This is a genomic window from Spirosoma arcticum (assembly GCF_054779955.1).
Genome location: NZ_BAAGXG010000038.1, coordinates 1 through 13,407, shown reverse-complemented (window position 1 = coordinate 13,407; position 13,407 = coordinate 1). Strand labels below are relative to the sequence as shown.

Sequence of the window (13,407 nt, the reverse complement as noted above, 5' to 3'; positions counted from 1 at the left end):
AATGGTATCCGTATAAAAAAGTTCGGTACGGAAATGTGCAATACCAAGCTGATAATCAGTTTTGTTCCCCTTTGTAAACCTATTCCAGTAGCATACGGTCATCAATTCTGCCAGCCTTCGGGTTTATTTGGTGTACGGCTATCACTATCTACGCAGACAGCTGTTGGCGTTGGTCTAAACGTCACATTAGGTTTTTGTTTCCCCGTGTTGGGGTCTGTATTTAAGGCTTCTGGTGAGGGTTCGAGGCCCGTAAGTCCTCTAAAAAGACCGGGATAGTTACCCGTATTCTGTTTCCGGTCAAGCCATTGTCGCATGGATGCAACCGCTGAAGCGGTAAAATAACCCACAACATTTTCTCGATTATTAGCAAGATTACGTACGTTACCTACTAAAGCGGTCGGTGGTGGATCAGCTAATCCGCCGTTGCTCTGCGTTTGCTCCTGAAAAAGCTTGTAGTAGGAGTAAGCTTTCTGAGTGAGCGATGTTTGGCGAATTTCAACTAAACACCCGCTGTCCTGATAGTATGGGATTTGAGCTACTTGACGCTTTTGAATTAGTCCCCCATTATTAAATTGATCATCGAATAAGTTAAGGTCAAAACTGCTGATGATTTCCCAACAAGGGGTTCGACAAGCGTACTCATTCACGAAATAGCCATTTGTACCGTCATCAGGATAACAATCCTCGTAAAGCTTCCTGTCAATTGGACTGTTAACAAAATAATAACCTTGCACGCATGTATGACACCAGTCTTGCTTTTCCCACAGTTTCCAGTTCCAGCGGTAATAATTATGCTGATCGACCGGGTCCTGCCAGTCTAAAAAAAAGTCATTAGCGCCCCGGTACGGATTAACCGTGCCATCGTAAAGTTGAGCACGCAGGCTGGTTGGATTGAACTTGGTGCTAACCTTGGTGATGGACGGTACAGCGGCCATTACTTCGGGATTGGACCGATAACGGGTACCGTCCTGTAAGGTAAATCGCAACTGATAAGCGTGGCCGATCTTTCCCACAAACCCATTCGGTGCCTGGTAGCGACCCGAATCAGTCTCGTGCAGAGTCACAACTTGTAACGAATCGATAAGGATTTCCACAGTAGCTTTAGTGATGGGCAACGTCCCAAACCGGCCCGTAAGCGGATCAGCTTTCGACCGATTGAGTCGCACTATCTGCGGCTCGGTCAGATTGGTGATCGTGCCGTCAACCACTACCACGTCAACCGTCCCCCTTAGCGTTTGGTCAAATGAATCAACACAGGCGACGGGAACGAGGATAGTCCCTAAACAAACCAGTAAGATTAGAACAAATGAGCGCATGGGTAATCTGGGATGAAGTAGGAAGCAAAGCTACTTCCTTGTATCGCTCTACCTTGAATGGCACCTTTTTGAGTACATATCAACTGATGTAGAACTCATAATTGCTCCTATTTATAGGCTATCGTGGTTCTAATTTTCCCATTAACATAAAATTAGTTATGCAACAGAACTAAATTAATTGATAAAAACTCACCTACTAAACCACTTTGAATTTTTGTATTATTTTATTATTTGTCATTTTACTTTAGCTAACAATTTAGGCCATGAGAATTAGATACATTACCTCTGTGGTTTTAACGGCTTGCTCTTGTTTATACTTTACTGCTTGTAATAAAGCAGGTTCAGGGATTGTGCCAATAGCACCTTTACAAATGACGATTAACGATCAGCCTCGTTCTAAAATTAAGCCGCTTGTTGTAGTAGACGGTGTTGTATTTGACGATGTTATGAAACTTAAGATTAGCCCTAATGATATCGAAAGCATGACTGTCTTGAGGTCGAGCTCAACCAATAACCTAGTTGACACATACGGTCCTAAGGCTAAAGACGGTGTAATTCTAGTAAGCACTAGAAGAAGTAAGTAACCGGATGAAATTCATAAAGTACAATGCCTGTTAACTTTGATTGATAGCCAAGTATTGCACTTTAATTATGTCAGTTGCATAACTCCAATTATGTAAAGGGAGTATTTGAGGAATTAGGTTGACGTGTTTTTCTACCTGATACTAAAAATAATTCTATTGAGCAACCCTATTTTTCAGAACTAAATCTAATTCATGAGGCCGTAAATTTCTACCAATTATGATGCCCTTAGGATTAATAAGAAGAGAAATAGGCAAGCCGCCTATATGATAAGTTTCAACAAGATTGTTAGTACTATCTGAGATAATTTGGGGCCAGGATAAAGGTTGCTTAGTCAAGAATTCGACCAAACGCTCCGGTGAGTCTTTCACTACGCCAATAAAAACTACCTGTTTCTTGTCAACTTTTTGATACACCTTCTTTAACGCAGGCATATCTGCCACGCATCCTTTACACCAAGTCGCCCAAAAGTCAACATAAACATATTGGCCTCGATACTGACTTATATCAATGAGTTGACCGCTGTTAAACGCCTTTTCACTAAAGGGTCTAAAGGGATAACCAACTTGTAATGAGTAGGGCTTACCTGAGGATTTAACTGGCTCAAGCTCTAACCAATTATTGTATACATCAACGCCTTTATTCCTATAGCTAACCTGATCTATTTTGACGATATCATTAATTTTAATCAGGTCTCTTGGGAGAACACTTTTGGCACTGAATGGAGTGGACGGATCGACTAAGCCAGTGGTTTCAAAATCGGGTGTAGTAAAGCCTGAAGACACCAACAGTTTATATTCTTTGTTTCCCTTTTTTAAGGTGACAGATGCATATTGAGGAAAATTGTAAAGTAACACACTTTCAGCCATTTTAAAGACTATAGGTATCTTAGCTTTTTGAACTTGCCCTTTCTGATATACTTCGTATTGAATTGAAGTGGCTTGTTTATAGATGCGGGAATCTTTATTTATTCTTTCCGGATAGATTGTGGTCTCGTCCCTAAAGTCGAGATTGTTGTTGGCATCAACCATTACGCTCCATTTCTGAGTCGTCTCATCAAACCCCTTAATTACATACACATAGCACTTAATGGGTGTTTTAGATAGCTTAGTTGTGTCAGGTAGCCAGTTCCAGCCCTCTTGTAATTCTTTGTAATCTAACTGGCTGATATTACCGGCCAAGACATTTTGATAGACAAACTGATGGGTGTTCAACCAGATATGACAAACCTGCGTTTTGCTCCAATGAGCTGGTATTCCTTTAACATCGGTATAGGTTTTAGCCCATAGCGATGATTCTTTACTGGAATTGTCGATTGATGAAAAGCCCGGATTAAAAGGACCATAGCCTTCAATGAGTTGGATAGGTAAGAACTTAACCGTTTCAGTCTGAGCAGCCATCTGGTGGGATGACATCAATGTTAGAATCAGACATAGCAACCAGACTGATATTTTCATAATGATTTATTTAGGCTAGTTCTGTTGTATAAGTAAAAGATATGATAATCAAAACAACAGGGAAGGCTATTTCAATAACCTGCCCGTTGAGAATTGATCAACGTGACAGCCTCTCATCGGTACCGCTCCGTAACCTTGTATTCAACCGCTACCCCTAAAAAATGGAGGGGCTGGCCGGGGCCTCGGTGGAGGGGGTCAATCCACAGGCGGCACCGGTACGATTGACCATCCTTGCGGTAGTTGAGCAGATCAGCCTTCACCGACTGTGATCCCCGCACTGAATCGCCCACTTGCCGGGCCACCAGGGAGTCGGTAGCGGGCCCTTGAAGCATCTTTGGCGTCTGACCCAGTACTTCCTGAGGGGAGTACCCCGTTAGGCTCAGAAAATTAGTCGTCGTCCACAGGATCATTTTAGCCTGATCAGTCAGAATCAGCGTGTAGCCGGTTTGAATACAGCTCAGGTACCGCTGGCGCTGGGGCTGACTGAGCTGCCAGTTATAGGTAGCGCTTAGTTGCTGAAAAAACGTCATCTCCCTGCGTTTAGCCCCTTTCTGAGCCGCTGTCAATAACGTAATCTCATAAGCGGCCACCGGAAAGGGTTGAATCGGCTCTTGCCGGGATAGACTGGTTTGGAGATCCATGGATATGGGGTGCCTGGGCGTACGGATAGAGAAAAGTGCGTTGGTGCTGGAATCAAAACAGGAACGAGGGGGATCAATTTCGGGGTCGACTCGTGGACACGTATGCGGCCGTGAAGTAGGCCAGTTTATTGACTAAAACCGACCCACCTCCTGGTAAACAGTCTAATTAAGAAGCGTGTTCAAAATCGTAGTAACGACCAATCTTGACACGGTACTAACGTGTATAAAGACTGAAGAATCATACCCAAGCAATAAAGAGCAGTTGAAGGGGGACTCGAAACCATAAATAACTTGAACCTTGCCCGTCATAAGTACCCTTTTGGTAATCAACGCGTTTGAAGGCGGCATAGATGTTGGCGGGTAGAAGTAGTATAAAAAAGAGGATCAGTAAAATGGCGGTTACCGTTCGGAAGGAGGAAATTAAAAGGCCAATAGCGGCAACGACTTCAGTCACTCCAGTCAGATAAACTAACTCTTTCTTAAAGGGTACAAAGTTAGGAAGCATCATGGTCATTCCCTTCGTGAAGGCAAAATGGCCAACAGCGGTGAACAGCAGCATCGTTGTCATCGCTATGTTCCCGGCCAGTAGATAATTCCACTCCTTGCTGAATAACTTTAGGCTAACAATTGAAACGATGAAGGCATCGAGCAACACAAGTAGTGGTTTCATAAGGGCAAACTGATTGAAAACCCTACGGACCAATGTAACTGTTGACTAATCAATCGGTATGTAAAGCTGGGAGAAAATTCAACCAAAGTAGGGTTTTTATGAACGAATATGTTTTGTCAAGTATTTGTACTAAAACAGTAAGTAGCGCGGAAAAACTTTTAAAAACATCTTACTTCAAATGGTATATTACTAAGGCAGCTGCTGCTTTTAAATTTTCGCGTTTGATTGCCAATAGCGGCACTTGATCCTTAGATACTGGTTTTATAGGGCCAGTATCCTTTGCCCTTTTTTCCACTTTTCGCCTTTCCGGGCCACTGGATCGGTCAGCATCATTGTATATTCGGCTTTCGAATTTACCGCTGAATAATCTGGCTGAGTTAAACAAGATCACTGTGCCGGTTTATTAAATCATCTCAAACGTTGACGACTTTTCGTGTGCTACTGACATAGGGTTGTCATTAAGGTTAACGTATTTCGTGGCAGTAATCGAGTAAAATCTCTTTATTAAAAACCAAGCCCGATGAAACTGCATACGACCAACTATGTAAACACATTCATTGAGGTGGCTGACGACTCGCCAGCAACGCAAGGCGAAACACCACCCGGCAAAGAAAACACAAAATCAGTGGCTACCCTTCAATTCGAGGTCTTGAGCCGAAACCCGTATCAGTTCACCTCCGACGATGTGGTGTTTGAGGTTTATGCCCGGAAGAACGATTTGGCAGAAAGTGAACGCCAGCAGGCCAGGCAACAATTTTTTTCAAAAGGACAACCTTGTTTGCGTTCTTCCCCGCTGACCAAGCGCTACGGTTGGGGTGTTCACAGCAATGAAGCGGGCAGAATAGCCATCTATGGCTTTAACTCGGAGGATTATAACCGGTTGGTTGAAGACAGCCAGCTAAAGCACCTCAAAGCAATGCGGTCAAAGCGGGCTTGATTCTGAGCAAGTTATCTGAACATAAAGCCACTTATAAAACAGTTCTAATACATATTATGAATGCCGTGATTAGCTTTCGTAAAGAAGCCAATAAACCGCCTGTGTTTACTTTTAAGCGCTCAGATGGCAGCATTACTTGGAGTAAACTACGAAATCTACTCGTTGAGCACGATCTTGCTCATTACGCCGTTGAGACTACGCTTCACTTTAAAGAAGCTTTTTATGGCTTACTAGATCAAGGCTTTACGACCGAGGATTTTGAGCGGCCTCGTGACAAGCGTCCTCAAACTTTGCTGCCGGTCAATCTTCCTTTACAAGCTCATCAGGCTGAACATATCGTTGGCCTTTTACAAATCGAGTGGTTGAGCGGTCCAAATTCAAACTTTATCGAAGATCTTAAGCAGGCTTTAGAGCAAAAAGGATTTACCTATCCTAATGAGTTGACTATCCAGCAGCTGGATACGATCAGAAACGCTTATCTGGAAGTGATATACCAATGGAACATGCTGCCTGCTGGCCAACAGCTTGATCTACCTTATGCAATGAAGTAGATGTTAGTAATACTTTCCAAAGATTGTGAGAGGTAAGCAGTTGAGAAGTTTTCTTACTTGTTTTTCATAACACAATCCTAGTTATACAGCAGCTCTTGGGAAAGTGATAATCTTGAGATAACGCGTTGTTATGCCCTATTATGCATTCTTGACAGGACCACTTAACTTTGGTTAGTCAATAGATGATGCCGGATCGTATAGCGGTTATTACTTCAGACCGCACAACCGGCCCCGTCTGACTCTGAAAACCCTGACGGTCGGCCGCTGCCCCGCGCCGGCGGACCGGTACGAACCGCAAACACACCCCTATGTGCTCGTTGGTGGAGATTTTAGCACACACAGCACAACAATTTCAATCTTAAAAATTCAAATAAAATGAATTTTATTAATCCACAATGGCAAGGTTCTGGCCTGAGAGATGATTTGAAATATGGAGCAGCAACACTTAAATCCTATTATAAAGACTATACATTTACGGAAATTCCGCTTTCATTGAAAGAATTAAAAACAATAGAAAATATAAAATCCTTTGAACCAATTTTAGAACAAACATTACACTTTAAACGATGTATTGAAGAAAGTAAGCCTAAAAAAATTTCGACAATAGGTGGCGACTGTGCAATCGAAATAATCCCCATTTCTTATCTTAATAAACTATATCAAGGCGATATTTGCATAATTTATATTGATGCCCACGCAGATATTAATACACCAGAGAGTTCGCCAAGCAAGGATTTCCATGGAATGCCATTGCGAGTACTATTAGGTGAAGGGAATGATCGATTTATCGAGTTACTTTTTTCAACTATTAAACCTGAGCAAGTTTGTTATGTTGGACTAAGAGATATGGATGAGCCAGAAAGTGATTATGTTTCCATGCATAACATGACACGTATTACAGATTGTCAATATTCAAGCCTTAAAAAAAAAGTTAATCGCTACAAAAACATTTATATACATCTTGATTTGGACTCCTTAGATGTAAGAGAATTTGAGTTTAGTCTTTATCCAACACAAAGCAAAGGACTTTCAATAAATGATGTAGCACAACTTATAAGGGATTTAAAAATGAATAATAATGTTGTTGGCTTTAGCATAACAGAGTGTACGGCGACCAAAGTTGAACAGTTAGAAAGTATAAGACCAATTCTTGACCAAATTAAGTTATAATCAGCATTTGACACAACCTGGTAACAGTGACAAAACAAATGAAGCGATGGAAGTAGAAATCAGAAAAGCTTTAGACTCCGAAATAAGTATTTTGCTCGATTTTGAACAAGAAATAATATCTGCTGAAAGACCTTTTGATGAAACATTAAAAGATGGTGACATTCATTATTATAACTTAGCTGAGCTTATCAAATCTGAAAAAGCTGAAGTATTAGTTGCCATTGTTAATAGTGAAATAGTGGCATCAGGCTATGCAAAAATTATATCCGCAAAGCCGTACTTAAAATTTCATGAGTATGCCTATTTAGGGTTTATGTACGTAAAAAAGGAATTCAGAGGTTTGGGTATAAATCAGAAACTATTACATGAACTCATCTATTGGAGTAAGTATAAAAAAATGACTGAAGTTCGCCTAGAAGTCTATTCTGAAAATGAAATTGCAAAAAAAGCTTATTCAAAAAGCGGATTTAAACCCAATATATTAGAAATGCGATTGGAAATATAGATGAGTCGCTTTATCTAATTGGAGTTATGCAACGGGTCTAATAAATGTACAGAGTTCGGCAGTCAACAAATTCTGTACATTTATTAGACCCGTTGCATTCATTGCTCCGTAGAACTGCTTGGCACTTTTGCCTTTGCCTTACAGCCTTACTGATTGGCCGGTTCTTGAGCCCATTCGACCACTTCAATCACGACCCCGTTTGGGTCAGTTACCATAAACAGCTTCTCTCCCCATTCTTCAATTTGCAACGGCAGAGCGATGGCCACACCGGCTTGTTTTAAACGTTGCTCTTCCAGCTCGATGTTCGTTGTTACGAAGGCCAGTATGCTGCCCGCGTTGGGCGTATGGCGCATAAACTCAGGCAACACATCGATGCCTGTCTGCATAAATATAATGTTGATACCCGACTGCTGGTGAATGAGGGAGGCAAAACCCGCAGCGGCCATCTTCTCTTCAAAGCCAAAATGAGTTGCCAAGAAGTTACTTGAGGTCTTAACGTCGTTCACTGTTAGCGAAACTGAAAAAGAGTTGATCGTCTTCATACATTACCGTGTTTAGAGTACGAAGCGCAAAAATGAAGGTGGATAGATGCATAAACTTGTACGGAAGCGACATTCTTTAGTTTATGCATTCTGGAAATCAAGGTTACTGAAATACGCGGTTGGGCTAATCCCGGTAAAAGCGTTAAAATGGCGATTCAGATGAGCCTGATCATAATACCCCAATTCTAAAGCGACGTCAGTGAGTTTGTTGCTGGCTGGCTGGGAGTTAGAAACGGTTTCAAGTAGCTGCTCAAAGCGAACAATTTTGAGGTAGGCTTTGGCCGAGAAACCAGTTACATCTTTGAAATTGCGTTCAAATTGCCGGGGCGACAGGCAGGCTTGGGTCACTAAATCGTTAACAGAAATTAGGTGGTCTGATTGATCGATATGCGTAAGGATTTTCCCAATCGATGAATATTTAAGCGATACATTCTTAAGTTTAGCTTCAATGAACTGGGTTGCTCTGTTCACACAACCGGCAAACGTGTCTTCTTCAAAAATTTGTTCAGCCAGTTCAACTCCCGATCTGTCTAAAACAGATTGGATGTCAGCGCATTCATTGGTAAGCTCACTGGCGGTAATATTAAAGAGCGTTATTAAAGCAAGGGGACGAAATCGAATACTGAAAATGCCCGTCTTTTGAGAGAGCGAAAAATAGTGTTTGTACGTATTGGTTTGACCAAAGAAACCGGCCTTGAAGATTTGTTCATTCCGTCCACTTGGAGTTAAAGTGGCATACTGACCGACATAGTGAAACTGCAATTCCAGTTTAGTGCTGGCCACCGCATGATGAGATAGGCAACGATACGGGTTGCTTTGCTGCTCCCCCATCCAGAAGCAGTCAATGTATTCTTTTAGGTGTTTAGGGGCCGGTGCGACTTGATACATATCATTAGGTAATCAACAAATTTGCCACTTGTTATGGAGCGGTTATGGGAAATGTACAACTAACTGCCCCACAGCCGGTTTGCACTTCTCTCAATCCCATTCTGTACCTATGAATAGGTTATTAAAATAGGTAAAGAATAGCTTAATCTTGATCTTTAATCTCAAACCCAATTTAATCTAATTTGTGCTTATCGATGATACGAATCATAGTCGCAACAACTCTGGTCTTTGGATTTGCGTATGGCAGGGCTTTTAGTCAGCAGGTCCTGCCAACCATCCACTATTCAAATCCGGCTTCACTGGCAGTTCCCAAGGGCTATACCCAACTGGTGGAAATTGATTTAGGAGCAGCTAGAATGATACTTATATCAGGTCAGGTGGCCCAAGATAGCGCGGGCAACATCGTTGGCAAAGGAGATCCCAAACTTCAGTTTGATCAGATATTTCGTAATCTTCACTTGGCGGTGAAGTCCGTTCATGGAACAATGGATAACGTAGTCAAACTAACGTATTACCTCCGTGATATAGCTCACTTACCCGTTGTACGGGAGACTCGGGATAGATATATCAATCTACAGCACCCTCCGACCAGTACCGCTGTTGAAGTTAGCAACCTATTTAGACCCGACTTTTTAGGCGAAGTGGAGGCCACCGTCATTATACCTAGGGGTAAACAGTGATACTCAATGAATGAGTAGTTGAAATGTTGTATAATCAACTATTATGTAAAGCTATCAGGTAAAATCATGGCAGATCGTGCTCGGTGAACTCGGCCAGGCGTTTCCCTTTCACAAAGCTGGCTAGGGCGACCCACTACGCTTCAGAACCCAAACCCCGATTCGCCTTACTTTTTACAGCTGATCCGGTAAGAGGCTACGTAAGCCAGGACTGGTAATGCTGGCCCGGTGATCGACGTTGCGGGGGTTGCCTTACTACGGGTCATCGTTAGTGAAACGATACAGTCGTTCATTGTAAGTGTCCAGAGTTTCGTCGTCCATGTCGCCTCCCCTCTGTTCCAGATCCAACCGTAGAAAATCGGCCCGGTCAACTCCATCGATCATCCCTTCAAATTTAAGCTCCCATTCTACCCACCACGACGGGCGGTTCAAGGCAATCGCCTGGTTGAGCACCACTGTAAAAATCAGCCGGGTCCGCTCGCCACTCTGGGTCGTCAGCAGCAGGGTTCCAATCGCCTGGACATAATCGAGGTATAGGTAAGGGATGGGCGCGGGCAAGTCGGCCACCGTCCAGCGTACGGCTAAGTGTTCGATCAGGTCTTTATAATCGGTGGCCAACTGGGCAGGACCAATGCGGAACACATTCACGGACCAAACGTACGGGTTTGGGCGGAGCATGACAAGTCTTGAACGCGCCCGTTGTTAGTATGTTAGATAAAGCACCGCCCATGAAAAGGTTACATAAATCAGTATACAGATAGTAGTGGATGGACTGTTAAATTCAACGAATGGGCGAATTTGCTACAGCATCGGTTGAAAAGGGAAGTAAATTCGATTGGTTATAGGCAGGGGAAGAATTAAAATTACCGCCTCACCCCTTATCAGGCCATTGTTCCAGACCAGCCGCAATGCGAAGCGCCCGCTGTACATCTTCCCAATAGTAGCCGCTGTCATAACCCATGGTCCGCCACTGCGGTCGAAATACGATCACAGAAGCTCAGGAAATCGCTAGCGGCCTCAACCCGCTGTTTAGCGCCCACCAGTAAATCAGGCTGTGGAGATTGTTGATCGGAGGCACTTTCCATTCGGGTAGAAGTAAACAGGCTAAAACATAAAAAGCCCCACGGGTTGAACCAGTGGGGCTTGGGGAATCATAACAGATATGAAACGCCCGGTTAAGTGGTTTATTGTCTACTCTGAAATAAGGTGAGGTTATTTATCACTTTTTTCTCTGTTTTGATTAAGCGGTAGAATAATTGATTAAGTTCTAAATGTGGTACAGGTCCAGTTAAAAAAGGGATTTCATGAACGAAAAAGGGTTGAACTATTTTTTGTACGAAAACAATAAGTAACGCTGAATTAACTATCAAAAAGGCAGTGCAAAAAGTAGTACATTCTTAAGAAAGTCACTGTATTTATTGGCCGTTTCGTATCGAACCGTTACTTACTATATATCTTACGGCCCTGCTCCGGCCGCTGCCGTGCGATACCGGCCGTTGCGCCGAGCCCGCGGCGGACCATACCGGAGCGGTCGCTTCAGCGCTTCCTAACATATAGATGATTATATAACAAAAAACTATTTTTATAGTTATACAACTAAAAGTCAAGGAAATCTGCAATGCGTTTCATCAGCATTTTCATAATTTGCTGTCTAGCACAAATAGCTTGGGCTCAAGTTACGTTGGCTCAAGCACCCAAACTACAACTTGATGGAAGTACAATAGTGCATTTGAGTCAGGATGCCACCCTGGGTCGAACTAAGCTGACAGCTCAAATCTATCACGCCTTTCCTGCTTATGACTTCACCGAGATTACCGATTCGCTGGAGAACAACCGATTAGAAGTATGGCTACCGTGTCCCGTTAAAACTCCACAAGAGTCACATCTTTGGGTCAATGATACTAAGCTTCGCCTGTACATGACACCCGGCGACACAATCCACATTCAGATTAAATCGCTCCCTATCTCAGCCAACCGCTTCTTATTTACGGGTAAGACAAAGGTCATTCAAGAATATTATTTAGCTTATGATAAGCGATTTCCGGTTGATCCAAGTCAGCTTGGTATGAACATCGGCACAAAAACAACTTATTTAAACGCCTTCCGCCAACCTATGGATAGTCTATTGCTGCTTCAATCTACCTTTTGGCATGTCTACCAGCAGAAGCATCAATTACCATCCTACTTCATCCGCTTTGAATCAGACCGCATCCGCTACACCGATGCTTATCTACGCTTATACATGCTTGGCTATCAAGAGTTTGTTCAAAAAAAGAAGCAAACGGTGCAGGCCGATTATTTCCGCTTTTTGCGAACGCTTCCTCTACAAAATAGAGCCGCTGAACATGATGATGCTTACCTTAAATTTTTAATGGAGTACTTCATCTGGAAAATTAAAGCGGATAGTCCAGTAATGACTTATTCCCAATTACGAGCCACAGCACTCAAACGAGCTAGCCAACTATTACCCAAAGAAGTAATTGATTACTTCAAACTTTGGTGGATTAGTTATGATTTACAGAGTAATCCTGTGGAAGTACGCCAAGAGTTAGCTAAAACGCCAGTTTCTCTCACTTATCAGTACTTAGTCAAGTATCTGAATGCACAAGCAGGCCAACGGTTAAAAACCCTACAGGCTGGTGATAAAGCCCCGAACTTTTTTTTAACTGATCAATCGGATTCGCTACGCTCGCTCGCTGAGTTTAAAGGGAAAATAGTATACTTATGCTTCTGGTTCGCGGGTTGTAAAGGCTGTGTCGAAGAATTTCCTTATGAAAATCAACTAGTGGAGCAATTCAAGGGTCAACCGGTACAAATTGTGAGCATCTGCACGCGTACTAAAGATGCTCAGTGGCGCCAGATAAGTGCAAAGGCTAAGCTGCAAACACTCAACTTATTTGCGAACTCAGATTGGCAACAAACGCTCGAAAAGAAATTCGCTATTCAAGTCTATCCGCATTATATATTAATTGGGCGAGATGGACGAGTTTTAGAAAATTTTGCTTCTCGTCCAAGCGGTAATATAGCCGCTAAAATCAAGGCGGCTTTAAAGAAAGTCAATTAAGTGATTTGTCTATTAGTAAGTTTGATTCTTATCACTCAACTACTGCTTTCCTTGAAATAATCCTTGAATTCGCATTTGCAGTGCATATTACTTTTTCTCCCCTTTTGTATCTTTCCTGAGTTGGCCAGTCTTAACCGGAAACAACAAAAGTCAGCCGCTTAACAGATTCCAGTAGCTTTGGGGTGACGAAACCAACCAAGGCAATGGCAACCTACAAACGACTGACCCTGGCACAAAGGTACCTCATTGAGTCGCTCCACCAGCAACCCAAAACCCAGCAGTGCATGGCTCAGCAGATTGGTGTCAGCCAGCTACCATCAGCCGTGAACTGGCCAAAAACCACCAGCAGCCTAAACAACCCTATAATGCTCAACAGGCTCAACAACGGGCGGGGGTGGCCAACAAAC

14 protein-coding genes are annotated in these 13,407 nt (G+C 42.8%); 7 read left to right on the top strand and 7 right to left on the bottom strand.

Annotated elements, in window-relative coordinates:
* Positions 1-101: 101 nt before the first annotated feature.
* From ACYVHB_RS32365 to ACYVHB_RS32350, 4 genes are all read right to left on the bottom strand, one after another.
* Positions 102-1,316, bottom strand: a complete 1,215-nt coding sequence (locus ACYVHB_RS32365) for a DUF4249 domain-containing protein (protein WP_461056189.1) — start codon at positions 1,314-1,316, stop codon at positions 102-104.
* A 737-nt stretch (positions 1,317-2,053) separates the two neighbouring features.
* Positions 2,054-3,298 (bottom strand): peroxiredoxin family protein, encoded by a 1,245-nt coding sequence (locus tag ACYVHB_RS32360; RefSeq protein ID WP_461056188.1) that lies wholly within the window; start codon positions 3,296-3,298, stop codon positions 2,054-2,056.
* Positions 3,299-3,468: 170 nt separating this feature from the next.
* A complete protein-coding gene (locus ACYVHB_RS32355) occupies positions 3,469-3,996 on the bottom strand; it encodes a PAS domain-containing protein (RefSeq protein ID WP_461056187.1) in 528 nt (175 codons plus the stop codon).
* Positions 3,997-4,234: 238 nt separating this feature from the next.
* On the bottom strand, positions 4,235-4,666 hold the full coding sequence (locus ACYVHB_RS32350) for a DoxX family protein (protein WP_461056186.1): 432 nt from the start codon (positions 4,664-4,666) through the stop codon (positions 4,235-4,237).
* Positions 4,667-5,186: 520 nt separating this feature from the next.
* Between ACYVHB_RS32350 and ACYVHB_RS32345 the strand changes: the two genes are divergently transcribed.
* The 4 genes from ACYVHB_RS32345 (at position 5,187) to ACYVHB_RS32330 (ending at position 7,829) form a co-directional block, all read left to right on the top strand.
* A complete protein-coding gene (locus ACYVHB_RS32345) occupies positions 5,187-5,603 on the top strand; it encodes a DUF6157 family protein (protein ID WP_461056185.1) in 417 nt (138 codons plus the stop codon).
* A 56-nt stretch (positions 5,604-5,659) separates the two neighbouring features.
* Positions 5,660-6,154, top strand: coding sequence for a hypothetical protein (locus tag ACYVHB_RS32340; RefSeq protein ID WP_461056184.1), 495 nt, complete (start codon positions 5,660-5,662; stop codon positions 6,152-6,154).
* Positions 6,155-6,529: 375 nt separating this feature from the next.
* Positions 6,530-7,324 carry an arginase family protein gene (locus tag ACYVHB_RS32335; protein ID WP_461056183.1) on the top strand — a complete coding sequence of 265 codons (795 nt, stop codon included), beginning with the start codon at positions 6,530-6,532 and terminating at the stop codon, positions 7,322-7,324.
* A gap of 46 nt (positions 7,325-7,370) precedes the next feature.
* The gene (locus ACYVHB_RS32330; protein WP_461056182.1) at positions 7,371-7,829 is read left to right on the top strand and encodes a GNAT family N-acetyltransferase; all 459 of its coding nucleotides are present in this window, start codon (positions 7,371-7,373) and stop codon (positions 7,827-7,829) included.
* Positions 7,830-7,975: 146 nt separating this feature from the next.
* Here ACYVHB_RS32330 and ACYVHB_RS32325 read toward each other — a convergent pair whose 3' ends face one another.
* Both ACYVHB_RS32325 and ACYVHB_RS32320 read right to left on the bottom strand, forming a co-directional pair.
* On the bottom strand, positions 7,976-8,371 hold the full coding sequence (locus tag ACYVHB_RS32325; protein WP_461056181.1) for a VOC family protein: 396 nt from the start codon (positions 8,369-8,371) through the stop codon (positions 7,976-7,978).
* 81 nt (positions 8,372-8,452) lie between these two features.
* Complete coding sequence (locus ACYVHB_RS32320) at positions 8,453-9,259, bottom strand: helix-turn-helix domain-containing protein (RefSeq protein WP_461056180.1); 807 nt, start codon at positions 9,257-9,259, stop codon at positions 8,453-8,455.
* Positions 9,260-9,453: 194 nt separating this feature from the next.
* On the opposite strand from ACYVHB_RS32320, the gene ACYVHB_RS32315 reads away from it, so the two are divergent.
* Complete coding sequence (locus tag ACYVHB_RS32315) at positions 9,454-9,939, top strand: RidA family protein (protein WP_461056179.1); 486 nt, start codon at positions 9,454-9,456, stop codon at positions 9,937-9,939.
* Between the two features lie 252 nt (positions 9,940-10,191).
* Here ACYVHB_RS32315 and ACYVHB_RS32310 read toward each other — a convergent pair whose 3' ends face one another.
* Positions 10,192-10,614, bottom strand: a complete 423-nt coding sequence (locus ACYVHB_RS32310) for a hypothetical protein (protein ID WP_461056178.1) — start codon at positions 10,612-10,614, stop codon at positions 10,192-10,194.
* 940 nt (positions 10,615-11,554) lie between these two features.
* Here ACYVHB_RS32310 and ACYVHB_RS32305 point away from each other — a divergent pair.
* Entirely contained in the window at positions 11,555-13,000 is a 1,446-nt protein-coding gene (locus ACYVHB_RS32305) for a TlpA family protein disulfide reductase (protein ID WP_461056177.1), read from the top strand.
* A gap of 203 nt (positions 13,001-13,203) precedes the next feature.
* A partial coding sequence (locus ACYVHB_RS32300) for a helix-turn-helix domain-containing protein (RefSeq protein WP_461056176.1) occupies positions 13,204-13,407 on the top strand: 204 nt, incomplete at its 3' end.

Coding starts and splice junctions, on each gene's coding strand:
- ACYVHB_RS32365 (WP_461056189.1), bottom strand. CDS start 1,316: ATGCGCTCATTTGTTCTAATCTTACTGGTTTGTTTAGGGACTATCCTC.
- ACYVHB_RS32360 (WP_461056188.1), bottom strand. CDS start 3,298: ATGGCTGCTCAGACTGAAACGGTTAAGTTCTTACCTATCCAACTCATT.
- ACYVHB_RS32355 (WP_461056187.1), bottom strand. CDS start 3,996: ATGGATCTCCAAACCAGTCTATCCCGGCAAGAGCCGATTCAACCCTTT.
- ACYVHB_RS32350 (WP_461056186.1), bottom strand. CDS start 4,666: ATGAAACCACTACTTGTGTTGCTCGATGCCTTCATCGTTTCAATTGTT.
- ACYVHB_RS32345 (WP_461056185.1), top strand. CDS start 5,187: ATGAAACTGCATACGACCAACTATGTAAACACATTCATTGAGGTGGCT.
- ACYVHB_RS32340 (WP_461056184.1), top strand. CDS start 5,660: ATGAATGCCGTGATTAGCTTTCGTAAAGAAGCCAATAAACCGCCTGTG.
- ACYVHB_RS32335 (WP_461056183.1), top strand. CDS start 6,530: ATGAATTTTATTAATCCACAATGGCAAGGTTCTGGCCTGAGAGATGAT.
- ACYVHB_RS32330 (WP_461056182.1), top strand. CDS start 7,371: ATGGAAGTAGAAATCAGAAAAGCTTTAGACTCCGAAATAAGTATTTTG.
- ACYVHB_RS32325 (WP_461056181.1), bottom strand. CDS start 8,371: ATGAAGACGATCAACTCTTTTTCAGTTTCGCTAACAGTGAACGACGTT.
- ACYVHB_RS32320 (WP_461056180.1), bottom strand. CDS start 9,259: ATGTATCAAGTCGCACCGGCCCCTAAACACCTAAAAGAATACATTGAC.
- ACYVHB_RS32315 (WP_461056179.1), top strand. CDS start 9,454: ATGATACGAATCATAGTCGCAACAACTCTGGTCTTTGGATTTGCGTAT.
- ACYVHB_RS32310 (WP_461056178.1), bottom strand. CDS start 10,614: ATGCTCCGCCCAAACCCGTACGTTTGGTCCGTGAATGTGTTCCGCATT.
- ACYVHB_RS32305 (WP_461056177.1), top strand. CDS start 11,555: ATGCGTTTCATCAGCATTTTCATAATTTGCTGTCTAGCACAAATAGCT.